Consider the following 25,459-nt stretch of genomic DNA (forward strand, 5'->3'; position numbering starts at 1 on the left):
AACTGCTCCTCCGGGTTCAGAAGAAGACGCTCGTGGGATTGAGCTGGTCTTCGGTGCTCGCCTGTGGCACCCAGCCGAGCTCGGCCGGCACGTCGTACAGGCGTCCGGAGCCGAGCCGCCGCCAGAAGTGCCGCATGCCGGGCGCGATCATCCGCACGACGTTGAGGTCCAGGTCGGGGCGGGTCTGGTCGACCACGATGACCTCGATGCCGCACGCCTTCGCCCGCGCCACGCACGTCTCGACGTCCCTGGCGAGGTCCTCGCCGTCGACCCTGGCGTAGTCGGCCGGCGTGCGCGGGCGCTGCGACGGGTCGGGCACCAGCCACGGCTCGTTCGCCAGCTTGGTCTCCTTCCACCAGGCCAGGGTGGCGATGTCGTTGTCCAGGTACAGGGTGTTGCCCTGCTCGTCGCGCCGTTCGACCGAGGGGAGGAACTGGTTGACCTCGGTCAGCGTCCTGATCGCCGCGATCCGCGGGTCGAGGTGGGCGCCGAAGCCGACGATGACGTCCTCGACCGGGTGGCCGATCCGGTGGGAGACCCCGACGAAGGCGGGGATGCCCAGGTCGGTGGTGATGTCGAGGAGCCAGATGCTGCGGCCCATCCGCTCGTAGAACTCGCGCAGCGTGTCGACGTAGGGGTCGCGCAGCGAGTCGAGGTCGAAGGCGGGGCGCCGTGCCCGGTTGTACCACCACAGGGCCACCGCGTCGCGCTCGACGAGCTCGCAGAACCCCTGGAGGATCGCCTCCTCCATCGAGTTGCCCGACGCGTTGCCGTTGGAGTCGCCCACGCAGTAGAAGTGGCGTTCCAGGTCGGGGTGGCCGTACCACGCGTACCCGGAGGGGATGAGCCGCTCGCGCTCGTCGGTGAGCGACCACGCGGGCGACCAGTCGATCGGCAGCTCGGTGCGGAACTTCTCCGGCACCAGGTGCAGCCGGTGGCTCGGGTCCTTGTTCCATTCGTCGCGCCCGGCGTACTGCGACGGGGAGAAGTGCAGCAGCGACTCCACGTGGACGGCGACGGCCGGGTCGAGGTCGGCGTAGGCGGCCTGGCGCACGGGCTCCTCGCCACGCCACACGCCCGAGTACCGCTCGATGGCCTCGCACAGGGCGCTGACCTTGGCCTGGATCTCGGTGCGGCCCTTGCCGCCGCTCTGCCCGCGAAGGTTGCGGCGGAGCAGGTCCATGTTGTCGCCGACCATGGCGAAGTTGTGGCCGGCGGTGAAGCTGTAGGTGACGCCGTTGTCGTACTCGGCGAAGGTGTGCAGCCGGGTGACGGCCCCGATGAGCGGGCTGATGTGCCGCTGCAGCCGCTCGTACGTCGCCGCGGGCGGTTCGATGCGGTATCCGCCGTCGGTGATGTGGCGCGCGTCGCGCGACGACAGCACCACCTTCGGGCTGCGCTCGGTGACCAGCGTCGGGTCGCCGCAGGCGGGGCACTGCGGCAGCCGGACCACGGTGTGCTCGGTGGCGGCCAGCGTGCGCAGGTCGATCGTGGTCATCTTGCCTTCGAGCCGCGACGGCGCGCCCGTGGCGGCGATGCGGGCGAGCTCCACCGCGAGCAGCCCGCCGACCAGGGACGATCCCGCCGGGATCGCCTCCAGCGCGGGGTGGTACGGAGTGCCGTTGCCGTGCTTGCCGGCCAGGTAACGCTCCACCTGGCGGTTGCCGGTGATCCGCTGGGACAGGCACGCCCAGCAGCCGGTGCGTCCCGGCTGGATCACGGGCCCGGCCCACAGCGTCAGCCCGGTCGGCTTCACCAGCGCCCACGGGTGCTCGGCGGCGAGGTAGGCGGCGTTGAGCCGTTCGAGCGCCGGGTCGAGGTAGTCGTTGACGACGATCAGGGACAGGGCTCCGCCGGGCGCCTCGGCCTCCTCGTCGACCTGCGCGAGGCGGACGCGCAGCCCGTGCTCGCGCAGTTGCGCGATCACCGCGTCCGGGTCGGCGCCGTCGCCCGCCACCACCGTGAATTCGGTGTCCGCGAGGGCCTTCTGGACGGTCTTGGGGTCGATTCCCTGCGCGTCCCAATACGCGAGCGTGCTGTCCGGCCAATCGGGCCGCCCGTCCGCCAGGTGCCCCAAAGCGTCGAATTTACGGATGGCGATGATGACTTGCGTAAGTGATAATTCTGTGCCAAGTGCCGCCGCGATATCGGCTATCGTGTGGCGTCCGTCGAGGTAGGGGAGCACCTTGACGCACTCGGCTCCCTTGATGAGGTAGTGCTGACCTTCGGCCAGAAGGAACACCTTCGATCCCTCGACCACCTGGGCCGCGAAGTGTGCTTTGAGGCGTGGGCGATCCATGGCGCTCCCCGTATGGGCTCAATTCCATTTGATCGCAGAGTCGCATCGGGCCAGGACCGATGTAAAGACGTAATTCCGGCATACGTATTCGGACGTCCCTATAAGCGCGACGTACGGATGCGTATCAGTCAAATGCGTACGACGCCCTCCGTCGCGGGTTCGCCTACGCGTCCGGGTAAGCGCCGCCCGGGTGGCCCAGGACGGTACCCAACGTGTTGCGTATCCCGACAAACGGGTTAATTTAAGGCGATAGGTCACTTTGGTGGCACATTAGGTATTGACAAGGGAGTAGTCATACGCGGCATGATCCTGGGTGTACACGTAAGCACCCGGGCTCTGGGGGGATGGATGTTGTCAGGGCAGCAGGTGCTGCACCGCGACATCGAGTTACGTGTGATACAGGAGGCGCTTTCCGCGGCGTACGCGGGAAAGCCCTCCGTTCTGGTCATCCTCGGCCCCAGGGGCATCGGAAAGACCACCCTGCTCCACGCGGCACTGGCCGAGATGTCACACGCCGGCGCCGTCCTGACGGCGCGCGGCCACCCCGCCGAGCACGACTTCCCCTTCGGGGTGGTCCGCCAGCTCTTCGACCCCCTCCCTGGCCCGCCCCCCGCGGAGCCCTCCCCCGGACCGCTCGGGCACATGTACGAGGGCCAGGGCGCCCTCGTCGCCCCCGACCTGCTGCAGAGCCTGTACCGGGCGACCCGCTCCATCACCGGCACCCAGCCGCTGATCATCGCCATCGACGACGCCGACCATGCCGACGCCCAATCGGCCCAGTGGTGCTCGTACATCGCCAGGCGGCTCGACTCGCTGCCCATCGTGATGATCCTCACCGCCGACTCGCAGTCCCGCCGGGGCCACGACATCATCCGCGACATCACGGCCCTGCCGTACGCGCGGCTGCTCCGGCCCGCGCCGCTCTGCCACAACTGCACCGGTGATCTGCTGAAGTCGGCCATGAGCGCAGCGGTCGACGCCGAGGTGGCGGAGGCCGCCCACCAGCTCACCCAGGGAAACCCGCTGCTCCTGCACCAGCTCGCCGGCCAGCTGATCTCGGCCAGGGTGAGCCCGGAGAAGACCGAGCTGTCGCGGGTGCTCGAAATGGGCGCGGCCTCCCTGACGGAAACCGCGCTCGGATGGCTTCTGGCCCATGACCCCGCCAGCGTGGACCTGCTGCGGAGCCTCGCGATCCTCGCCCCCGACGACGGGCTGGAGACCGCGGCCATGCTCTCGGGGTTCGGCCAGCTCGCGGCCAAGGAGGCCGGCGAGACGCTGCGCAGGGCGGGGCTCCTCGTCGGCTCGCCTCCCGACCGGTTCGTCCACGAGCACATCCAGCAGACCATCCTGGCCGGGATGGACCCCGCGGTCCGCGACGACCTCCACCGCAGGGCCGCGTCACTGCTGTACCGCTTCGGCGCCCCGGTCAACCGCTCCGCCGGCCATCTGATGTCCACCGGTCCCACCGGGGACCCGTGGACCGTAACAATCCTGCGCGAGGCGGCGCGGGACGCCGTGGCCGAGCACGCCTGGGAGCCCGCGGCCCGCTACCTGCACCGCGCGCTCGCCGAGTCCGACCAGCCGGCCGTCGACCTGGAGATCACCGCCGAGCTGGGCGCCGTCGAGATGCAGCGCGACCTGCCCGCGTGCCTGCGCCACCTGCGCACCGTCTTCGGGCGCGTCCGGACGGCCCCGCAGAAGATCTCGGCGCTCGCGCCCTTCGCCAACATCCTCGTCACCGCGAACTCGGCCGAGGCGGGCGGCGTCTTCGCCGAGGCCGTCCAGGTCGCCGCCGAGACGCCGTCGGCGTTCGGGACCGACCTGATGTTGATCCTCAGCGCGCAGGCCATGCTCTGGGGACGGTCGACCGGGGTGCTGCGCAGGCTCGCCCGGTCGATGCACCTGATGGCCACCCCCCAGGCGAGGGAGTTCCTGAGCGCGCTCGCCCTGGTCACGGGCGTGAAGGGACGCAACCTGACCAGGACGCTCGCGCTGACCAGGCGCTGCTTCGACGGCAAGGGCGTCGTCCCGCTGGGGGCGGTGCTCCCCCTCATCTGGGGCGACCGCATCGACGAGGCCTCATACTGGTCGGAACGCGTGGTCACCGAGGCGCGCGGCGTCGCCTCCGACACCCGGCTGGTCATGTCGCTGGTCGTCCGCTCCGAGGTGCGCTACCAGCTCGGCAGCCTGGAGGCCTCGCTGCGGGACGCCACAGAGGCGTCCCGTCTCTCGGAGATCTCGCACACCGAGGGGTTCTCCCTGGCGGCCACCGCCAACGCGGCCCGGGCGCTCGTCGAGCTGGGCGCGCTGGACGTCGCCGAGTCCCTGCTCCGGTCCGTCGACCCCTACGGGGACTGCCATCCCCTGATCTCCGGCCACATCATGGACGCGCTCGGGCGCCTGTACATCGCCCAGGGCAGGCCACAGGACGGCCTGCGGATCCTGCTGGACTGCGGGCGGCGCCTGACCTCCTCCGGCATCACCAACCCGGCCTGCGTCCCCTGGGGGACCAACGCGATCCTCGCGTACATGCTGTTCGGCGAGCGGGCGGCCGCGCGGGCGGCCGCGGAGAGGGAGCTTGAGCTGGCCCGCGCCTGGGGCGCGCCGACGACCATCGGCCGCGCCCTCAGCGCCGGGAGCGTCGCGTACGAGGGCACCGCCCGGCTCGACATGCTGCACGAGGCGGTGGACCTGCTACGCAACAGGGGCGCCAGGCTGGAGTACACCCGGGCCCTGATCCGCCTGGGCATCGCGTTGCGCCAGTCCGGCGACGACCACAGGGCGCGCGAGACCCTGACCGCCGGGCTGGACCTCGCCGTCGACTGCGGCGCGGTCCGGCTCGCCTCGCTGGCCGACAAGCACCTGGCCGGCACCGCCACCCGCCCCTCGATCGTCCGGCGGGAGAACGCCCATCCGCTGACGACGGGCGAGCGCCGCGTCACCGACCTGGTCCTTCAGGGCATGAGCAACCTCGAGGTGGCGACCATCCTGTCGATCAGCAAGCGGACGGTGGACACCCACCTCGCCCGGATCTACCGCAAGCTCGGCATCCACACCCGCGCGGAACTCGTCGCCATCCTCACCAGCCTGCCCACCGACACCCCGCCGGACCCGGAGCCCAAAAAGGCCTCCCCCTCGGCCTTCGAGGACCACATGGAATACCGCACGGTCCTGTAACCCGTGCTTGCCAAGCCGCGCTTGACGGCTTTTTCATCGGCAAAGCCGGGGCAGCATATCGGGGCGCCGTTCATGATGCCGGTCGAGTCTGGGCCCGGGTGAACGGGCGGCCTTCTCGTTGATCCCCTGACTGAACGGCGAAATCATTTTCCGGTGATTCCACGCGCGGTATCGCCCCGTTCTGGCCGACCGTTACCCGGGGCTCCGGCCCGCATCGCGGACCCGGCCTCAGCCGATAAGAGACGAGGTTGAATCCCCAATTCTTTATGATTTCGCACAGATCTGTTCGGCACCAATCGCCGACGGTTTCACCCCGGCATGATCAACGGATTTCGGTACGGCCGACGTCACCGCCGCGAAGATTGGACGGTGAGCCCCGGATTCCACCGTCATCGGCCCGCGCCGCGGACGACACCACGGGGCGGCATTGAATGACAAAGAAGCCGCGCATGAGGCACTGACGCCCCGGGGGAGAACGCGGCCGGCCCGCGGATCGCCCGCCTGTCGCCGCGTGCACGACCGCCGCTGTGGCACTGGCCGCCGGCTACCGCCTGTCGTCCACCGTCACGGCCGGGCTCACGGTTGTGCGCTCGCAGAACACCTGCCGCCCCCGTGGATCGATTTCGCTGCCACCTTCCGCACCAACGCCCCTCTTCGCGGAAATTCCACGGCCAAACGGATGTGTAACGGAATATTTACATATGCCGGGATCGGGGGCCGGGCACCTGCCGGTCGGCCCGCCGTGGGCGGCGCCAGGGCATTTCCGGGCAGGCCGGATCGCGGGGCCACGGTGCCGGGGAGCAGCCCCTCCGTTGGCTTCGAGGTCACCCGTAGCCGGTCGTCACATGCGGCAAACGTGACACTTTAGACACTTCGTGACGTCTTGACCCGTTTATTGCCCCTTTATACCATCCTGATCATCTTTATCCGGCGCCACAGTGGCGTCGCTCTTCCAAGGACGGCCCTGCTCCCGCCCCGCGGGGGTGGATCGTCCCTTGCCCCCTGAGGAGTCGTCATGCTGCCAAGCACCGCCAGGTGCCGACCTGTGTACGGGAAGGTGGCGGGTGTCGCGGTCCTGGCTTTGACCACGCTCATGCTGCCGTTGAGCCCGTCCGCGAACGCGGACCGGGACACCCATTCACACGGGAAGCCCACGCAATGTAGCTCCGACCCGAATGCCCACATCGGCTCCGTGCCGAGCCCCGAGTCCTTCCTCGGCTTCCCCCTGGGCAAGGGCCAGTCCCGTTTGGTCACCACTGAAGAGATCCAGAAGTACGTCCAGGCGGTCGGGAGCGCGTCCGGCCGGGTGGTCACCGGCACGATGGCGCGGAGCGTCACCGGCCAGGACCTGCCCTACGCCATCGTGTCCAGCGAGAAGCACATGGTCAAGGGCCAGCTGGACAAGATCGCCAAGCAGATCCAGGAACTGCGCGACCCGCGCTCGCTCCGTCCTGACAAGGCCGCGCGCATCGCCGCGGACACCCCTGCCATCGTCTGGGTCGCCGGCAACGTCCACGGCGGCGAGAAGAGCGGCGCCGACGCGGCGCTCAAGACGCTGTACGAGCTGGCCAGCGGGCTGTCCTGCGACGTGGCGAAGCGCAACGAGAACACCGTCACCATCATCGTGCCGACCCAGAACCCGGACGGCCGCGACGCGAACCGCCGTCAGAACGAGTTCGGCTTCGACCTGAACCGCGACTGGTTCGCCCGCAGCCAGCCGGAGACCGACGGCAAGATCGAGATGCTGCGCAAGTACCCGCCGCAGGTCTTCGTCGACGCCCACGAGATGGGCGGGCGCCAGTACTTCTTCCCGCCGAACGCCGACCCGATCCACCACGAGATCGCCGACCAGCCCGTTGACTGGATCAACCGCATCGGCGCGGCCAACGCGGCGGGCTTCGGCTACAACGGCGCCTGTGGCGGCGCGGTCACCGTGGAGTGCTACTTCAACTACGCCACGTACGACATGTTCTACATGGGGTACGGCGACACGGTGCCCGCCACCGGTTTCGGCGCCGCGGGGATGACCTTCGAGAAGGGCAGCTCCTCGGCGATCGAGGACCGCGTGCAGCAGCAGTTCAACACGCAGTGGGCCACCACCGGCTGGGCGACGGCCAACAAGAACGAGATCCTGAACGGCTACTACAAGATCTGGCAGACGGCGCTCGCCGAGGGCGCGTCCGGCGCGCTCGAGCCCAACCAGGTCGTGCAGCCGACCAACACCGTCCAGTTCCCGGTGCCCGACATCAAGATCCGGTCGTACTTCCTGATGCCCGACCGTCAGCTCGGCGACGTGCGCCGGCTGGTCGAGCGGCTGCGGGAAATGGACGTCGAGGTCTACGAGCTCGAAAAGGCGATCACCGTACCCAACGCCCGGATCTTCGGCGGCCGTGCCGCCAAGAACCTCCAGGTTCCGGCGGGCGCGTACTGGATCCCGATGAACCAGCCGCAGAAGCACTGGATCCAGGCGCTGATCGGTGAGGACCCCTACGTTCCCTTCCCCTACTTCTACGACGTCTCCTCCTGGAGCAACCCGCTGCTGATGGGCGTCGACACCGTCTACACCGGGGACGCGCTGTCGCCGAAGGCCGAGCGGGTGAAGCGCCTCGAAGGCGGCGTCGACGGCTCGGCGTCGGGGAACGGCTCGTACTCCTACCCGCTGGACTCCGCCGCCGCGTCGGAACTCACGTTCAAGCTCCTCGGCTCGGGCGTGGCCCTCACCCGTGACCTCAAGACGGGTGTGGTCAGCCTGTCCGCCCGCGCGATGTCCAAGGACGCGCTGGACAAGCTGGCGCGCCCGCTCGGCGTGACCGTCAAGGGCACCTCCAAGCCGGCCTCCGGCACCGCGCTGCGCCTGCCCGACGCCGGCCTGTTCGCCGGCACCGGCATCTCGACGACCTCCGGGTCGTACGGCGAGGCTCGGTACGTGCTGGGCAGCCGCTGGGGCCTCAACCTCAAGCCGGTGACCACCGCGGACATCAACGACAACACCGCGGCGTTCACCGGGCGCACCGCGCTGGTGGTCCCGGACGGCAGCAACTCGACCGGCGGCCTGACCGCGCAGGGCCTCGCGAACCTCAAGGCGTGGGTGGCCGGGGGCGGCACGTACCTCGGTCTGCGCAACGAGGGCACCAGGGTCGCGCGCGCCGCGGGCCTGACCTCCACCACGGAGAAGGCGAAGCCGACCGGCTACCAGGTCATCGGCTCGCACTTCCGGGTGGACGTGGCCAACACCAGCGCAGTGGCGCTCGGCCGCCCGGCGGAGGACTTCCAGTTCAACAACGGCGACCCGATCCTGACCCCGAGCCAGACGGGCGTCAACGTCCTCACCTACCCGGCCGGCGACACGTTCTGGTCCAACGGCTACACCGTGAAGTCCGACACCCTGAAGGGCACGGCCGCGCTGGTCGACGAGCCGACCGGCAACGGCCACGCCGTGCTCTTCGCCTACAACCCGCTGTTCCGCGCCTACAACGAGAACGGCATCCACCTGGTCGCGAACGCTCTGCTCGCTCCCGCGGCGTCCGCGTCGCCGAAGGCGCAGCAGCGGACGGCGGCGCCGCAGAGCAGCGCGGACGCCCTTCGCGCGCAGGCGGAGAACACCGAGGAGCCGGCCAACATCGGCGGCGAGTGGCGGCCCATCACCATCCAGGTCGCCGAGGCCGACCTGGCGCGGACCGAGTCCGTGGTCGCGAAGTACACCGGCACGGGCAGCTCGGCGGTGGCCGACGGCTCGGGCTACATCACGATCCCGAACCCGGAGGGTCTCGCTGCCGACGAGCACCCGTTCCTCCGCGACCTGGTCCACGACCTGAACACCGCAGGCATCCCCCTGCGCTCCGTCGTGGGCTGACCCTGTTCCCTGTCAATCCCCATATGAGATGACCCAAGTCCCGGCCGGGCCCACCCCCGGCCGGGACCACATGGCGGACCAGAACCCGAACGTCACGCCGGGAAGCCCTCCCCAACCCGGAGACGTTGCGACCCCCCCAGCGGCGATGAGCACGCTCTCACTGTCCAGGCTGAAGACCAGTCGGGTGGGTTGCGACCCCTCGTAGGGGCAATGAGGACACCCTGGCGTTCACTCGGGTACCGACCTGTAGCACCACGAATTGAGCCCCGTCTTCCTTCGGGAGGGCGGGCTCTTTTCGCATTCACGTACCAAGCCGTCAAGGCGCCGCAGCAGGTAAGCGCCGCGATGTGGACACGAACTTGCCCCGCCCTCCGTCGCTCTAGGGCTCCGCGTGTTCGATACACACCGGCAGCACCAGCCGCAGTAGCGCGCCGCTTTGACACGGCACGGCTTCTGCCGTTCCGCCATGAGCTTCGGCGACCTGTCGGACGATGGCCAGGCCTAGTCCGGAGCCAGGGTGCGCGCGGGCTTCGGGTGAGCGGTAGAAGCGGTCGAAGACGAATTCGAGGTCGCTGTCGGGGATCCCTGGGCCGGCGTCCGCGACGTCGAGGGTGCCCTCCTTGACGCTGATCCGGACCCGGCCGCCGGACGGGCTCCATTTCACGGCGTTGTCGACAAGGTTCGCGACGGCGCGTTCCAGGGCGTCGGGGTCTCCGTGGACGAGAGTGGGCGCGCAGGTCAGCTCGAATCCGATCTTTGGTGCCCGACGCGCCGCGCGGGCTGCGACGCGCTCGGCGACGAGGTCGAGGCGGACGTCTTCGGTGTGGAACGCGGGCTGGCCGTAGCGGGCCAGGTCGACCAGGTCGTTGACCAGTGTTTTGAGTTCGCCGGCCTGGCCGAGCGCTTCGGCGGCGAGGAGTGGGGCCTGCGCGTCGGCCAGGTTTTCCGCCAGCAGTTCGAGGTTCACGGTCAGGCTCGTCAGTGGTGTTCGGAGTTCGTGCGAGGCATCAGCCACCAGGCGGCGTTGGGCGCCGACCGACTCGTCCAGGGCAGCGGTCATCGCGGCGAACGCGGAGCCGAGCCGGCCGATCTCATCCCGGCTGTCGGCGGGGATCGGGATGGCCAGGTCGCCCGTCGTGCGGATCAGTTCGACCGTCTCGGTGAGCCGGCCTACCGGGCGTAGGACGCGGCGTGCTGTCAGGCGTGAGGCCAGTGCCGCCAGGAGTCCGGCGGCCACCGTCGAGCCGGCGAGCAGCCAGGCGAGTTCGCGTAGGGTGGGTACGGGATCGGATTCCGGGATGGCTGTGCGCACGAGCGCCCCGTCTACCCCAAATCGGGCGGTGTAGACGCGGTAGCCGACGCCGTCGTACACCGCGTCACGGAAGTAGGCGGCGGCGGTGCCGTTCGCGACTGCGGCGTCGCGGGCGGTGAGGTCGATGAACTGCGTCGACGGCCCGATCAGGACCGGGCCTGGCACGATCTGGAGCTGGGTGTTCCCGATCCCGAGCGGAACAGCCGGGAAGTCCGGCTGCGTGTTGGACATGCTGTACTTGGCCTTGATGGCCATGGCCACGGCCGGTGCCTGGCCGACCGCCGCGACCAGTGAGCTGTCGATCTGGCCGCGGAGGTTGGCCTCCACAGCCGGATACAGGACCGCCGACACGAGCACCAGCGCGCCCGCGACCACGGAACCGCCGGCGATGGACAACCGGGTGCGCAGGTTCATGGCTCCTCGCGCAGGACATAACCCAGGCCGCGTACCGTCTGGATCAGTCTAGTGCCGCCGTCCGCCTCGAGCTTGCTCCGCAGGTAGCTGATGTAGACCCACAGCGCGTTCGACTCCGGGCCGAAGTCGTAGCCCCAGACGGACTCGAAGATCTGGGTCCGGCTCAGTACCCGGCCGGGATTGCGCAGGAACAGCTCCAGCAGCGACAGCTCCGTCTTGGTCAGCTCCAGGCGCCGACCGGCACGCTCGGCCCTGCAGCCGCTCAAGTCCAGGTCGACGTCGGTGAAGCGCAGCACCTCGGCCCTGGCGCCGCTGCGCCGGAGCAGGGCTCTGAGTCGGGCCCGCAGCTCGTCCAAGGCGAAGGGCTTGACCAGGTAGTCGTCGGCCCCCGCGTCGAGCCCGGCGACCCGGTCGGTGACCAGGTCCCGGGCCGTGAGCATCAGGATCGGCGTGTTGAGCCCGCCCGAACGCAGCGTCCGGCACACCTCCAGCCCGTTCGGTTCGGGCATGAGGACGTCGAGCACCACCGCGTCCGGGCGGAATTCGCCGTGCTCGGCGAGGGCGGACGCCCCATCAGCGGCGAACGACACGTCGTAGCCGTCCCGGCGCAACGCATGCTCCAAGGACCGCCGCACAGCCGGGTCGTCGTCCACCACAAGTATCCGCATGGTCGCCCATCCTCATCGTCGATCCTGAAGCTGTGCTGTGAGATGCGGCGGCTGTCAGCCGTTGACCAGCGACCGCTTCAGATCCGCCAACGCGCTGGTGAGCCGGTCGGAGCTGACCCCGAGCGAGGCGGCGATGTCGCCGAAGGCCTTGGACGTCGGATCGACTCCGCCGGAAGCCGATCCCAACGCCACCACAGCGGTCAGAGCGGCCTTGGCCTTGGCTTGATCGACGCCGAGCGCCGCGGCCACAGACGCCGCCGCGGCGTCTGTGGTGAACGGTGAGTCTTGCGGGCCGTCCACGCCCTTCTTGTCCTTGCTGTCCTGCTTGCCGCGGTCGTCACCCGGCGCGGGCTTGGTGACCAGCGGTTCCAGAGCGTCCTGGACCTGCGAGACCGGCAGCCCCAGGTTGGTCGCGACCGCCGCGACGAAGGCATCCGGTGTAACGCCGGTCGAGGTGGCCAGCGACGTCTTGGCCGCGACCAGCGCGGAATCGAGCCGGTCGGTCGTCACCCCGAGCGTCGCCGCGAGCGCGGCGAAGTCGGCATCCACGGCCGCCTTGGACTTCCCCTCTAGCGAGTTCTGCGGGCCGTCCACGCCCTCCTTGTCCTTGCTGTCCTGCTCGCCGCGGTCGTCACCCGGCGCGGGCCTGGTGACCAGCGGTCCCAGAGCGTCCTGGACCTGCGACACCGGCAGCCCCAGGTTGGTCGCGACCGCCGCGACCAAGGCATCCGGTGTAACGCCGGTCGAGGTGGCCAGCGACGTCTTGGCCGCGACCAGCGCGGCATCGAGCCGGTCGGTCGTCACCCCGAGCGTCGCCGCGAGCGCGGCGAAGTCGGCATCCACGGCCGCCTTGGACTTCCCTTCCGGATTGACCGTCGCGGAACCGGACTTCGCGGGGCCGGGTGTCGGGGCCGAATCGGATGCCGCCGCCGACGCCGTACCGGCCGCGGCCAGCGCGGTGAGCGTTGCCGCGGCCACCAGTAGCCGTGTGCGTTTCATCATCGTGATGCCTTTCGTCCACTGAGCGCACCGGACGAGAACCGGCGCCGTGGCGACAACACAAACATCGCGGCCTCAAGTGTAGTTTTGGCCAGCTTTAGAGGTTCCTTAGAACAACGCCCTGGTGCCGAGAGCCTGGCTCGTGTCCCTGCGAGGGGTCGCGACGCGATGGGGTGCTTTCTGCGTCTGAAGGCAGAGGGGTACTCGTCACCCCGCGGGTGAGGTGAGAGTGGCGGGGACCGGGACGTGCAGGTATTCGAGGAGGGAGGCTAGTTCCCGGTCTAGTTCCCTGCTGACCTCGGTGATAGCCGGGTCGCCGAAGCTGGAGAACTGGGTGGTGGGTTGTTCCACCGTGAACCAGGTCTCGCCGTCGGCGTCCTCGTAGATGGCCGTGCGGAGCGGGGCGTACAGCAGGATGGCGGGGTTGTGGTGGTACATGCGCTGGGCGATCACGTGGTTCCCCATCAGGTACTCCACTGAGCGCCACCTGTCCCCCGCGAGCCGCATGATGTGGGTGAAGTCCCCGCTCCAGTAGAGGATGAAGTTGTGCGGGGCGTTCTCGGCCGTCGCCTGGAGGATCGCGTCCCAGTCGACGTCGTTCTCGGCGAGCCGCTCGAAGCGTTCGGCCTCGAATTTCGGGACGGCCCGCTCGTAGCGGGCGCGGAATTCGTCGAACGGCATGCCGACCGCCATGGACAGGCGGTTCACCCAATGCGGGACGACTTCGATCCTGTGGCGTACCTGCCGGCCCATGATCCCTCCCGATGTGTCATCCACCCCGGACGGGGCGGTCATCACCGATTGCCGGGGGGACACACCTGCCTTTGGGGAGTCTTCGGCGCGGGATGCCGTGCTCTTTGCACGCGGGGTGCGCAGGTCAGGCGGCGAAGAGGAGGAGCAGGCCTACGACCGTGTAGACGACCATGAGGAGGAGCAGGGGGATCTGGCCGAGGACGGCGGTGCGGCGGGGGAAGAGGGCGAGGGCGCGGTCGTGGGCGAGGACGGTGCCGAGTACGTGGCCGATGATGATGACCGTCACCTGGAGCATCGCGATTCCGGCGGGGGTGGTGCCGGCCGCGCTGATGGTCCAGTCGGCGGTGCCGAGCCAGTTCGCCCCGGTGACGAGCGGGTCGGACAGCAGGGCGAGGGTGCGCTGCCCCTCCAGGAGGAAGAGCGTGTAGTAGTGGGCGACCACGTACCCGACGGCGATCGGCACGATGGCGTGGGCCAGCTCGCCCGCCGTCGCGCCCGGCTGCGCGTCGCCCCAGCGGCCGGCCAGCGCGGTCGTACCGAGGTAGGCCGCGAGCACCAGCCCGATGACGGCGACCAGCCCGGCGGTTCCCATGACCGGCGCCGGCAGCGCGCTCTCCTGTACGAAGCGCACCCAGACCGGCGCGTTGGAGAGGCTGTCGTACATGGTGGAGCCGAGGAGCACCACCACCAGCACCGTCAGCCCCGGCGCCGGCCGTAGCCCGGCCATCCCGTCGAGGGAGTTGCGCCAGGTCACGACCCCGTCGCGACGCCTCACCACCGGGGCGAGGCTGCCCACCAGAGTGCTGTACGCCTCGAACGCGTCCCCCCGGTCGAACCAGTCCGCCCCGAAGACCACCGCCCCCGCGAGCATGAGCACCGTGTACGCCGCGAGCCAGATCGTGATGACGGGAAGGGTGGCGCGCTCGGGGGCGACCAGCTCCAGCCACACGAAGGCGAAGATGCCGGCCGCCGCGGGCCAGTAGCCGAGACCGGGCGGAAGCCGTCGCAGCCCGGCCCGGGGGTCGCGTCCGAGCACCTGACAGCCCAGCAGGTGCAAGGTGCGCAGCGGGTTGAGGTTGCGCCATACCGGGCCGAACAGCAGCGACAGCGGCACCAGGCCCACCCAGAACAGGACGTAGAACACCCCTGCGGTGGGGTTCTCGACCCGGTCGGGGCCGAACAGCAGGCCTACGCAGAAGTACGCGGCGGCGGCGAGCCCCGCGAGCCGCCAGACCCACGGCCAGGCCGTGGAGGACACCGCCCGCTGGAACAGGGCCGACAGCGGCCGGACGCGCGCGAGGACGCCGCCCAGCCTCGGCTCGGTCCACAGCGCGCCGAGCGCCGCGAACGACACCAGCAGCGCGAGGATCGCGCCGGTCATCGCCGCCGAGAACGGGATCGGCAGGTCCTGGCGCCCGCCGATGCCGTGAGCCAGGAGCACCCCGCCGCCTAGCGCACCAGGAGCTGGCACAGCTGCAGCCCCGTCCCGTGCGTCTCGACCTCGAACAGCCCGCTCTGGTCCGCGACGAACTCGATCTTCGCGGGGGTGCCGGGCTGGAGGTCCGCCGCCTTGTCGTAGCCGTGCACGTGCGCGACGTCGGCCACGTCGCTGGTCACCGTGATCCGTACCGTCTGTCCCTTGGTGACGTCGACCCGTCCGGGCGGCGGCGTCACCTTACGGCCGGCGATGGTCACCGCGATCTCCTTGACCGCCGAGGTGCCGGGCGCGGCGGCACTCGAGGCGCCGCACGCCGAGGTGGCCATCAGCAACGCGATGACGAACACCAGGACGGCGAGCAACGGACGGCGGCGGGCGATGGTGGACGTCATCGGCGGTTCTCCTGGAGGGCGGTGAAGGGTGGAGCGATTGCAGCGGCGCTTGGTGGCCTTCGCGTGGGCCTCTCGCGGTTCAGCGGCGCTTGGCCTTCGCGGGGGGTTTCTTGCCTGGTTTGGCCGCGCGCTGGGCCGACGGCTTGCTCGCCTTGGGGCCGGAGGGAGGCCTGCGGGACGCGGCGTCGCCGGATGGCGGCCGCCCGGCCGAGGCGCCGGCCGGTGCCGGTCGGCGTGCCGCGCGGACGACCATGACGCCCGCTCCGACGACGAGGACGGCGGGCACCAGCCAGACCATCACGCCGCTGCCGGAGTCGGTCTGGGACCCGGCCCTGGGCACGGCGCTCGTCCCCCCGGTCTGGGGACCGGGGGTGGCGACACCGGCGGTGGGCCCGGCCTGCGGCGCGGTGGTGGCCGTGCCGGCGACGGGGCCGACCTGCGGGACGGTCGTCGCACCCGTCTCGGGGACCGTCCCGGTCTGGGGCACGGTGCTCTCGGAGCCGGTCTGGGGGGTGCCCTCGGCGCCGGCCGCGGCGAGCAGGGCGGGTTCGGGCTGGTCTGTGGGGGTCTTCCAGCCCTTGGGCGGTGCCGACATCTTGCCCTTGTACGTGAACCGGACCTCCCCCTTGACCTCCTCCCCGTCCGAGGCCACCGTCAGGTAGCGGGCGACGTACGTGCCCTGCTCGGGCCAGTACGCCACCGGCACCTTCGCCGCGTACCCGGTGTGGAACAGGCGCGGCTCCCACGTGCCGTCGACGAGCTGGTACTCCTGGACCGGCTCGTCGAGGCGCTTGGACTCCCCGTACGTCCAGTGCCGGTCGACCCGGACACCGCTCGGGGCCGTCACCGTGAAGTACGCGTTCGCGGTGGGCTGCTCGGTGAAGTAGAGCTCCAGCGCCTCCATCGGCTCGGAGACCGTGCTGTCCTTCGCCGGGTTCGACAGCGCGAGCTGCCCGTGGGCGGACGCGGGCGGAGCCAGGCCGGCCATCGCGATACCGCCGACGACGGCGAGCAGGAGCAACCGGCCTGCCCACCGTGCCACCCGTGCGAGATGCGCAGGGGTGACCCGCCAGAGCCGTGTGCGTCGGGAAGAGCGCAGCGTCGATCCTTCCGGGTGCCGTACGCGTGCGCCGACCACGTCGTATTGGGGGATGAGCCGTCGCGCTCGCCGGTGTGCCGACCGGTGTCACGCACGGATGTTGGGCCACATTGTCGCCACGAAGCCGCATAAACGTCAATATCCGTAACGTGGGTGAAATAGCCCGATCTTGACCTATTTGTCGCCCCTTTGTACGATCCGCTTCAGCTTCCACGGCTTGAACCGCTGAAAGGGATCGCATGAGATTTCGCCGTCTGGGCGGTACGGCCGTCACCGCCGCCGCGCTGAGCCTCCTGGTCAGCGTCCCCCTGGCACACCCCGTGCTCGCCGCCCCAGGTGAGCCCGGCAAGCCGCGCTACTCGGCCGGCACGCCGAGCATCGGCGACCCGTACTTCCCCGGCCAGGGCAACGGCGGCTTCGATGTCCAGCACTACGACATCACCTTCTCCTACGAGACGGCCGGCCGCCGCATCGACGCCGTGACGACGATCACCGCGGTCGCGACCGAGGACCTTGACCAGTTCGACCTCGACTTCCGCGGTCCCGAGATCACCTCCCTGACGGTGAACGGGCACCGGGCGGACTTCCGGCGGGACGGGCAGGAGCTCGTCGTGACGCCGCGCCCCAAGCTCAAGGAGGGCAAGCCCTTCACGGTCGTCGTGAAGTACGCGGGGACGCCGCCGGTCATCACCGATCCGGACGAGTCCATCGAGGGCTGGGTCCCGACCGATGACGGCGTGTTCGTGCCGGGCGAGCCGCAGGGCTCCACGGCGTGGTACCCCGGCAGCGACCATCCCACGGACAAGGCGACGTTCACCTTCCACGTGACCGTTCCCGAGGGGATCACCGCGGTCGGCAACGGCCAGCTGCTCTCGCAGACGACCAAGAACGGCCGGACGACGTTCGTCTGGGACTCGACCGAGCCGATGGCGACCTATCTCGCGACGATGACGATCGGGAACTTCCAGGTGACCCAGTCGGCGACGCCGAGCGGCATCCCCGTCTACACCGCGGTCGACCCCCGGCTGGCCACCCAGTCGGCGGCCACCGTCGCCAGGATCCCGGACATCATCGAGTACTTCAGCACGATCTTCGGGCCGTACCCGTTCGCCTCGGCGGGGGCGATCGTCGATCGCGCGCCCAACGTCGGCTATGCCCTGGAGAGCCAGACCAAGCCCATCTTCTCCAGCGCCCCGAGCCTCGGCACGATGGCCCACGAGATCGCCCACCAGTGGTACGGCGACAGCGTGTCGCTCAGCCGGTGGTCCGACATCTGGCTCAACGAGGGCTTCGCGACGTACGCCCAGTGGCTGTGGACCGAGCACAACGGCGGCGCCACCGCGCAGCAGACGTTCAGCTCGTCGAGCAACTACGGGCGCGCCGCGACCTCGTCGTTCTGGCAGACCGTCACGACCGACCCCGGCCCGGTGGACATGTTCGGCAACGTGCCCTACAACCGGGGCGCCATGACGCTGCACGCGCTGCGCGGCAAGATCGGCGACACGGCGTTCTTCCGCCTGCTCAAGGACTGGGCCACCGAGCACCGGTACGGCAACGTGAGCACCGCCGACTTCGTCCGTCAGGCGCAAGAGGTGTCGGGCATGGATCTGACGAACTTCTTCGACGTGTGGCTCAACCAGAAGGGAAAGCCTTCGGCCTGGTAGGCGCGGAAGTTCGGTCCGCTCATGTACGGTTCGCGCTGTGATGTATCGGATTCGTGTCTGCATCGGTTCGCTGATCTCCCTGGTCTGCCTGGGGTTCGCGTTCTACGCGCTGTATCAGCTGATCCGTGGCGGTAGCTGCGCGTCGGGCGGCAACTACGTCTCCGCGCGCGAATGCCCGCCGGGCACGGAGAAGTGGGCCTGGATCCTCCCCGGCGCCATCATCGGCGGCCTGCTGAGCTTCTTCCTGGGCACCTTCAAGGGCTTCGGGCCCGCCCCGATCGACCGTATTAATGCCGCGTTGGACCCGGCCACTCGCATGGGCGGCCGGGTCATCGTGACGAGGGGCCAGGTGTTCACCCGTGGCGAGACGCCCGATTCCTGGCAGATGTTCACCCCCGGGGAGGTTCCTCCCCCAGGAGTGGCAACCGGCGGGCCCACGGACGCCCAGGATCCGATCGTCCGGCTCCAGAAACTCCGCGAGCTGCTCGACGCGGGCACCCTGTCCCCCGCCGAGTTCGAGCAGGCGAAAGCGAAGATCCTCTCCGAGATGTGAACTCCACCGTCACGCCCCCTGATCCACGGCACGGCGATCCCGCCGCGAAGTCCCGGCCGAGCCGGGAACGCCTAGTACTCCAGCCGTAGAGCTATCTCCACTGGTCAGAGTCGTGGTCGTGAGTGTAATTGCCTGATTTCTCGTCAGGTATGGGGAAGTTCGTGACCCGGGGTCCGGCGGGCCGTTGTGCTTGTCAGTGCGATCAGGGGTTAGAAGAACGTGGGCAGGCGCGTGACGTAGGGTTCTTCGAGGGAGGCGATCTCCTCAGCGGTGAGCTCGATGTCGAGCGCGGCGACGGCGTCGGCGAGGTGGTTCGGCTTGGTCGCGCCCACGATCGGGGCGGATACCACCGGGTTTTTCAACACCCAGGCCATCGCGACCTGCGCCATCGACACGCCGCGGGCCAGGGCGATGCGCTGGACGGCCTCGACGATGGCCCGGTCTTTGTCGAGGAATATCGGCAGGTCATTCTGGTCGACTCTCCGGTTGGTCTCCGCGCGCCGCGTGGAGCGTTCGCCCCAGGGCCGGGTGACCAGTCCCCCAGCCAGAGGGCTCCACGGGATGCTTCCCACGCCCTGGTGGGCGAGCAGGCCGAACATCTCGCGTTCCTCCTCGCGGTGGATCAGGCTGTACTGGTCCTGCATGGAGACGAACTGGGTCCACCCGTGGGCCTGCGCGGCATGCTGCATCGTGGCGAACTGCCAGGCCCACATCGACGAAGCGCCGATATAGCGGGCCTTGCCTGCCTTGACCACATCGTGCAGTGCCTCCATCGTCTCCTCGACCGGCGTCCGCGGGTCGAAGCGGTGGATCTGGTAGAGGTCAACGAAGTCGGTGTCCAGGCGCCGCAGCGAGGCGTCGATCTGCTCCATGATGGCCTTGCGGGACAGACCCGCCCCGCCCGGACCTTGGTGCATCGGCGCCCACAGCTTGGTGGCCAGAACGATGTCCTCGCGCTGGGTGTACTTGCGCAGCGCCCGCCCGACGATCTCCTCCGAGGTGCCCAGGCCGTAGATGTTCGCGGTGTCCCAGAACGTGATGCCGAGCTCGACGGCCTGGCGGAAGATCGGCTCCGCCGCGTTGTCGTCGAGCACCCAGGTGTAGGTGTCCCTCTTGGCGGGGTCGCCGAAGCTCATACAGCCCAGGGCGATCCGGCTGATCTTGAGCCCTGACGTTCCCAGCCGCGTGTACTCCATGGCCTGCTCCTGCTCGGTGATGTGGACTTGTCTACTTGCCCTCAGAAGGCGGCCGCCTTCACTCCACACCGTGGCACGAATTGCTGATTATGGCCTCCCACCAGGGGGTTCCTGCTGTTGCAGGTACTGCCAGGGCCCCCCACGCACGCAGAAACGGACGTACCGTCGTGGGCATGGACGCCCGCACCGAGTTCCGCGACTTCCTCACCTCCCGCCGCGCCAAAATCACCCCCGAACAAGCCGGCCTGCCCGCCAACGGCGGATACCGCCGGGTGACCGGTTTGCGCCGCGAGGAGGTCGCGCTACTGGCCGGCGTCAGCGCCGACTACTACATCAAGCTCGAACGCGGCAACGCCCGCGGCGTCTCCGACGGCGTCCTGGAAGCCCTCTCCCGCGCCCTCCACCTCGACGAGGCCGAACGCGCACACTTGTTTGTTCTGGCCCACGCCGCCAACACCAGCACACGGACACCCAGGCGCACCCCGAAACCCCACGTGCGCCCCAGCATCCAGCGCATTCTGGATTCCATGTCCACCACCCCGGCGTACGTACGCAACCGCCGCCTGGACATCCTGGCCACCAACCAACTCGGCAAAGCCCTCATCAACCCGATCCTCGCGGGCCCGCGCCAGCCGCCCAACGTAGCCCGCTTCATGTTCCTGGACTCAGCAGCCACCGACTACTACCTCGACTGGGAACGCATGGCCGCCGGCACCGTCGCGATCCTGCGCGCCGAAGCCGGACGCGACCCCCACGACAAAGCCCTGACCGACCTGGTCGGCGAACTCTCCGCCCAAAGCGACCTGTTCCGCACCCGCTGGGCCACCCACAACGTCCACCTGCACCGCGGCGGCGTCAAACACCTCCGCCACCCCATCGTCGGCGAACTCACCCTCGAGTACGACGCCCTGGAACTACCCGCCGACACCGGACTGACCATCATGGCCTACAGCGCCGAACCCGCCACACCCGCACGCGACGCCCTGAACCTGCTGGCCGGCTGGGCCGCGACCATCGACCAGAACAACATCTCCGATTCGGAGACCCATCCCACTTCCGCTCCGCGGCCTGGCACCTCCGCCTAGTACGCCGCCGGGTCCGACTCGCGGACGTCGCGGAGGTACGGCGGGGCGAGGGCCCGGGTCAGGTCCCTGTGCCGCAGGAAGTAGGCGTTCGCCGCGTCGACCAGCGGGCGTACCGGGCAGAGCACGGACCGCGCGTTCCCCACGGCCCCCGTACGGCCCGCGCCCCGCGAGCCGATGTACTCCCCCGCCCGGTCGAAGTCGCCCTCGTACATGACGAGCTGCCGCGTCTCACGCCAGGTGGTCAGGCCGTCCGCCCGGCCGGCGGGGACGGCCACCCGATGCGTCCTGCGTCCCCTGAAGGGCGTCAGATGCTCGCTGAGGTGCAGCATCGTGCACTTGTCCCAGCCGACCCCGAGGAGCAGCGCCTTGGCCCCGAGGTCGTACAGCCGCCCGAGGGGACCGGCGGCGCCCAGGCCGTACGACAGTGGGTGGCCGGCGACGACGCGTTCGGCGTGCGGGCCGTCGGCGACGAAGGAGTACAGCGGGTGCGACGACCTTCGCGCGCCCCCGGCCGTCCTGACGATCTCGGGGAACCGGCCGAGGCCCGGCTGGGCGGGGTGCAGGTGCGGGTCGAACGGCGGGAGCGTCGCGCGCACCGTCTCCCACCACCGCGGTGGGACGGGCCGGTTCACCCACGTGCCGGGGTCGCTCAGGTACGTGGTGAACGAGGGGACGACCAGCGTGCCCTCCTCCCCCACGGCGTCCCGCAGGGCCTGCTGGAGCCCGACGCCGCCGCCGACGACCCATCCGATCGCCCTGATGGAGGCGTGGACGACGACGACGTCGCCGCGCGTGAGCCCGAGCGCGCCCAGGTCCCCGGCCAGGCCCTCCCGCGTGAACGGCCCGGGCACGCTCTCGTCGGCGGCGCTATGCAGCATCTCCGCCCACCCCGGCGAGCTCCCTGGGCGCGGGATCCAGGTGCGCCACCTTCCCCGCCACCCGCCGGTAGAGGGCCGCGGCGGCGAGCAGCGCCGCCGTGAAGACCAGCCACGCCGCCCCGTCCCCTCCGGCGAACACCGCGCCGATCACCAGCGGGCCGAGGACCCCTTCGATGATCTGCGTGAGGTGGAACGCCGAGGCGTACTCGCCCCGGCGGTCGTCGGGGCCGAGGTTCAGGCCCAGATAGAACGCCGCGCCGTTCTGCAGCAGCTCGGTGACGGTCAGCAGCCCGAAGCCCGCGACGAGGATGACGGCGGCCACAGCCGTGGAGCCCGGCCACAGCGACACCGCCATGACCGCGCAGCCGGCCGCGCCCACGACTCCCGCCACGCGCGACCCCCGCACCGCCGTGGGGAAGGACACCCCGGAACGCTCGGCGGCCGCGACCTGGAAGGCCACGACGAGCACGGTGTTCAGGCCGATCAGCACCGGGATGCTCCATGGCGGGACGACCCCGGTGACCGAGATCCACAGGGGGATCCCGACCGCGAGCAGCGAGGAGTGCAGGCCCAGCACGGACGTCGTGACGATCATCGACGGCATGCCGCGCTCGAAGGCGGCGTGCCAGCCGGAGGTCCTCGGCGCGGCGTCCGGCCGGCGCTTGACCGCTCCGCCGCGCAGGCGCGCCACCATCAGCCCGGCGAGCAGGAAGCTGCCCGCGTTGACGAACGGCGAGGCGGCCAGGAAGGAGCCGGGTGCGGCGGCGAGCAGGATCGCCGACGCCCCGGCGCCGAGGGCCATGCCGGCGTTGCCGAACGACCGGATCATGGCACGGCCCCGCGCGCGGTCCCGCGCCCCGAACGCGTCTCCGATCAGCGATATGAACGGGGCCCCGCACGAGAAGTGGAGCAGCGAGTAGACGGTGGCGAACAGGATGAACGCGCCCAGGCTCCGCACCAGCGGCAGCAGGCAGAAGACCGCGCCGAGGCCGATGAGCAGCCCGGCGAGCAGGCGCCGCCCTCCCCACCTGTCCGACAGCCGCCCGGCGACGAGGTTGGACACCAGGCCGAACGCGCCGCCGACGGCCAGCCCGAGCCCGATGTGCCAGACACTCAGCCCCGACTGCCGGTTCAGGTAGAGGACCAGGGTGGAGAACTGCACGCCGTTGCCCACGCAGTCGACGACGTGCACGGCGACCAGCCTGCGCGCGTCGGTGTGTCCCCGCGTGGCCCGCCAGGCGCGGGCGAGGCTCAGTGTGGAATCAGCCATTGGGCCCGCCTTCTCGATCGGCCGGGGTGTCCGGCGGCGTCAGGTCGAACTCGTCTCGCAGGACGGAGAACAGAAGCTGGTCGTGCCAGCGCCCGCCGCGCCACTGCGCGCGGCGTACGGTGCCTTCGAGCCGGAACCCGACCTTCTCCAGGCACCTGACCTCGGCGCGGTTCTCCGGGTCGGTGGTGGCCTGCACGCGCTCGACCCGCGTGTGGGTGAACAGGTAGCGCACCAGCTCGCGCTGTGCCCGGGTGCCGATGCCCCGCCTGCGCCGGCCCGGCAGCAGGCCGATCGCGATCTCCCAGCACAGCGAGGTGTCCCTGCGCCCCCAGCGCCGCTCCAGCCACTCGACCCGGCCGGCCAGCTCGCCGTCCACGATGACGGAGAGCATGTTGTCCGGCCCCCCGAGCAGCCGCCGCGCGCGCAGCGCCTCGTACTGGCCGACGGTCGGGGTGAATCCGAACCACTGGTACGTGCTCGCGCCCTCCTCGCTCTGGAAGGCCGCGTCGAAGGCGTGGAGGTCGGCCTCCACGACGGGCCGAAGCTCCAGGGTTCCCGGCATATCAATCGCTCCCCATGTCGACGGAACTGAACCTGTCCTGGCCCGGAGTCGTCGCGGCGGCCTCCAGACACGCTCGCGCGGTCCAGCGGTACCAGTCGGCGACGACTCCGGGCTGCCGGAGAGCATGGCCCTCGTCGCGGAACAGCACAAGCTCGCTGTCGACGCCCTCGCGCACCAGGATCCGGTGGGCGCGCACCGACTCGGTGTACGGGACGAGGTGGTCGGCCATCCCGTGCGACAGCAGGACGCGCGTCCCCGGCCGCACCAGCCGGGCGTCGACCGACTCCTCGTCGTAGAGGCGGGCCTCGTCCAGGGGGTGGCCGTACTCGCGCACCCACGACCACAGGACCGCGGAGCCGTAGGCCACGGACGCCAGGCCCACCGGGCTCGCGTGCGCGACGGCGAGGCGGACGTCCAGCTCGCAGGCGGCGTGCAGGGCGAGGTAGCCGCCGAAGCTGCCTCCCATCGCGATGAGGGGGACGCCGTCGAGGCCGTGCCGCGTCCTGACCTCCTCGACCAGCGCGACCGCGCCGGCCCCGATGCCCGACCGCCAGGCGCGCCAGCCCGCGGCCATGTTGGCGGTGCCGTAACCGCTGGACATGGGCGGCTCCAGCAGGGCCACCGCGAAGCCGAGCCGCGTGAAGGGCCAGGGGTTCCACCTCCACGACCAGTCGCACCAGCTCATGGTGGGGCCACCGTGGAACATCGCGACCAGCCCCCGCACCGGTACGCCCGGCGGGGGAAGGCACAGCGCGTACCCCATCGGGACCTCGTCCAGCACGACCCGGTGCCGCTCCAGGGGGCCGGTCAGCCCGGTCACGGGCGCGGAGGACTCCACGCGCTCCTCGTACGGCCCGTCCAGGTCGCCGGCCGTGAGATACGGAGGGGTGTCGATCCCCGAGTGGATCGCGACGATGCGGTCCTCCCCGGCCGCCGACACCGAAAGCACGGAGGTCCCGGTGTCCCTCTCCGACCAGGTGCCGCCGGACAGGTCGCAGACCTGGAGCGTCCGCGCGCTGTCTCTCTCGGCGGTCGCCAGGAGGCTGCTCTCCGAGAGCCAGCACTGCGGGACCGCCCAGACCTCGCGGTCGGTGGGAACGGGCCGGAGGCTCAGGTTCGCGGCGTCGAGGACGTATGGGTGGTGCTCCAGGTGGTCGGGGCCGAAGCCGCCGCTGGAGGCGACCAGCGCCACCGAGCGCCCGCCGGGCGAGGTGAGCGGGCCGGACAGGTCGCACCCTTCCAGCCACACCTCTTCGACCGGCCCCTCCCCCGGCCCCCAGACGGCGAGCCCGTATCTCTGGACGCCGCCGCGCTCCTCGCGGGCGATGCCCCCGGCCATCCGGCCGCCCTCGGCCCAGGTGATCTCGCCTGTGAGCGCCGGCGGGCACCGCTCCTCGCGCAGCGAGCCGTCGAGGGACAGCGTGGCGACCCGCCACGGCTCCCCGGTGTCCGCGAGCGAGAAGTTGGCCTTCGTGGTGCGCAGCGCGCCGGGCATCTCGGTGGAGGTGCCGGCGGGCGGCTGGAAGGTCAGCAGCAGCGCCTCCTCGTCCGGCCGCCACAGCAGCGAGCCGACGCGGCCGGGCACGCGGCGGATCTCGGTCTCGGGCATGTCCGGCCGGGCCAGGTCCAGGTACGAGATGCTCTGAGCCCGGCCAGCCGGTCTGGCGAACACGATCTCGGACTTCCGGACGGGGACCACACGGCCGGCGCCCCGGATCACCCGCTGGGGAGCCCACCCGGTGAGCCCGCGTTCATAGACGATGGCGTTGGTGACGGCCCGGCGGCCCTCGGGCACCTCCACGATAAGGGCGAAATAGGCACCCCCTACCGCCACCACGCTCCTCATA

18 protein-coding genes are annotated in these 25,459 nt (G+C 70.2%); 5 read left to right on the forward strand and 13 right to left on the reverse strand.

Going from position 1 to position 25,459, the window contains the following annotated elements:
• Positions 1-16: 16 nt before the first annotated feature.
• Positions 17-2,299, reverse strand: coding sequence for a TOMM precursor leader peptide-binding protein (locus ACOZ38_RS29930; RefSeq protein ID WP_424534486.1), 2,283 nt, complete (start codon positions 2,297-2,299; stop codon positions 17-19).
• Between the two features lie 348 nt (positions 2,300-2,647).
• On the opposite strand from ACOZ38_RS29930, the gene ACOZ38_RS29935 reads away from it, so the two are divergent.
• Entirely contained in the window at positions 2,648-5,476 is a 2,829-nt protein-coding gene (locus ACOZ38_RS29935) for an AAA family ATPase (RefSeq protein WP_424534487.1), read from the forward strand.
• Between the two features lie 1,015 nt (positions 5,477-6,491).
• Positions 6,492-9,329: a M14 family zinc carboxypeptidase gene (locus ACOZ38_RS29940; RefSeq protein ID WP_424534488.1), complete on the forward strand. Its 2,838-nt coding sequence runs from the start codon at positions 6,492-6,494 to the stop codon at positions 9,327-9,329.
• Between the two features lie 379 nt (positions 9,330-9,708).
• On the opposite strand, the gene ACOZ38_RS29945 is transcribed toward ACOZ38_RS29940, so the two are convergent.
• The 7 genes from ACOZ38_RS29945 to ACOZ38_RS29975 form a co-directional block, all read right to left on the reverse strand.
• Positions 9,709-11,055 (reverse strand): sensor histidine kinase, encoded by a 1,347-nt coding sequence (locus ACOZ38_RS29945; protein ID WP_424534489.1) that lies wholly within the window; start codon positions 11,053-11,055, stop codon positions 9,709-9,711.
• Entirely contained in the window at positions 11,052-11,723 is a 672-nt protein-coding gene (locus ACOZ38_RS29950; protein ID WP_405151419.1) for a response regulator transcription factor, read from the reverse strand. Before ACOZ38_RS29950 ends, ACOZ38_RS29945 begins: the two co-directional genes overlap by 4 nt.
• A gap of 54 nt (positions 11,724-11,777) precedes the next feature.
• On the reverse strand, positions 11,778-12,725 hold the full coding sequence (locus tag ACOZ38_RS29955; protein WP_424534490.1) for a hypothetical protein: 948 nt from the start codon (positions 12,723-12,725) through the stop codon (positions 11,778-11,780).
• A 204-nt stretch (positions 12,726-12,929) separates the two neighbouring features.
• The gene (locus ACOZ38_RS29960; protein WP_424534491.1) at positions 12,930-13,475 is read right to left on the reverse strand and encodes a DUF302 domain-containing protein; all 546 of its coding nucleotides are present in this window, start codon (positions 13,473-13,475) and stop codon (positions 12,930-12,932) included.
• Between the two features lie 124 nt (positions 13,476-13,599).
• Positions 13,600-14,916 (reverse strand): hypothetical protein, encoded by a 1,317-nt coding sequence (locus ACOZ38_RS29965; RefSeq protein ID WP_424534492.1) that lies wholly within the window; start codon positions 14,914-14,916, stop codon positions 13,600-13,602.
• 8 nt (positions 14,917-14,924) lie between these two features.
• Complete coding sequence (locus ACOZ38_RS29970) at positions 14,925-15,305, reverse strand: hypothetical protein (RefSeq protein ID WP_424534493.1); 381 nt, start codon at positions 15,303-15,305, stop codon at positions 14,925-14,927.
• 79 nt (positions 15,306-15,384) lie between these two features.
• Positions 15,385-16,347: a copper resistance protein CopC gene (locus ACOZ38_RS29975; RefSeq protein WP_424534494.1), complete on the reverse strand. Its 963-nt coding sequence runs from the start codon at positions 16,345-16,347 to the stop codon at positions 15,385-15,387.
• 296 nt (positions 16,348-16,643) lie between these two features.
• On the opposite strand from ACOZ38_RS29975, the gene ACOZ38_RS29980 reads away from it, so the two are divergent.
• Positions 16,644-18,068 carry a M1 family metallopeptidase gene (locus ACOZ38_RS29980; protein WP_424534495.1) on the forward strand — a complete coding sequence of 475 codons (1,425 nt, stop codon included), beginning with the start codon at positions 16,644-16,646 and terminating at the stop codon, positions 18,066-18,068.
• Between the two features lie 40 nt (positions 18,069-18,108).
• On the forward strand, positions 18,109-18,621 hold the full coding sequence (locus ACOZ38_RS29985) for an SHOCT domain-containing protein (protein ID WP_424537108.1): 513 nt from the start codon (positions 18,109-18,111) through the stop codon (positions 18,619-18,621).
• A gap of 209 nt (positions 18,622-18,830) precedes the next feature.
• On the opposite strand, the gene ACOZ38_RS29990 is transcribed toward ACOZ38_RS29985, so the two are convergent.
• Entirely contained in the window at positions 18,831-19,817 is a 987-nt protein-coding gene (locus tag ACOZ38_RS29990) for an aldo/keto reductase (RefSeq protein ID WP_424534496.1), read from the reverse strand.
• A gap of 173 nt (positions 19,818-19,990) precedes the next feature.
• On the opposite strand from ACOZ38_RS29990, the gene ACOZ38_RS29995 reads away from it, so the two are divergent.
• Positions 19,991-20,902, forward strand: coding sequence for a helix-turn-helix transcriptional regulator (locus ACOZ38_RS29995; protein ID WP_424534497.1), 912 nt, complete (start codon positions 19,991-19,993; stop codon positions 20,900-20,902).
• Here the strand turns inward: ACOZ38_RS29995 and ACOZ38_RS30000 are convergent.
• The 4 genes from ACOZ38_RS30000 to ACOZ38_RS30015 are packed head-to-tail and all read right to left on the reverse strand — an operon-like array spanning position 20,899 to position 25,446.
• The gene (locus ACOZ38_RS30000) at positions 20,899-21,780 is read right to left on the reverse strand and encodes an aminoglycoside N(3)-acetyltransferase (RefSeq protein WP_424534498.1); all 882 of its coding nucleotides are present in this window, start codon (positions 21,778-21,780) and stop codon (positions 20,899-20,901) included. The two genes, ACOZ38_RS29995 and ACOZ38_RS30000, sit on opposite strands and share 4 nt — an antisense overlap.
• Positions 21,770-23,050, reverse strand: coding sequence for an MFS transporter (locus ACOZ38_RS30005; RefSeq protein WP_424534499.1), 1,281 nt, complete (start codon positions 23,048-23,050; stop codon positions 21,770-21,772). The genes ACOZ38_RS30000 and ACOZ38_RS30005 overlap by 11 nt, the downstream gene beginning before the upstream one ends.
• The gene (locus ACOZ38_RS30010; RefSeq protein ID WP_424534500.1) at positions 23,043-23,612 is read right to left on the reverse strand and encodes a GNAT family N-acetyltransferase; all 570 of its coding nucleotides are present in this window, start codon (positions 23,610-23,612) and stop codon (positions 23,043-23,045) included. The genes ACOZ38_RS30005 and ACOZ38_RS30010 overlap by 8 nt, the downstream gene beginning before the upstream one ends.
• Before the next feature lies 1 nt (position 23,613).
• Entirely contained in the window at positions 23,614-25,446 is a 1,833-nt protein-coding gene (locus ACOZ38_RS30015; protein WP_424534501.1) for an alpha/beta hydrolase family protein, read from the reverse strand.
• Between the last annotated feature and the right edge of the window lie 13 nt (positions 25,447-25,459).

The organism is Sphaerisporangium viridialbum, from assembly GCF_049674955.1.
GTDB lineage: Bacteria > Actinomycetota > Actinomycetes > Streptosporangiales > Streptosporangiaceae > Sphaerisporangium > Sphaerisporangium viridialbum.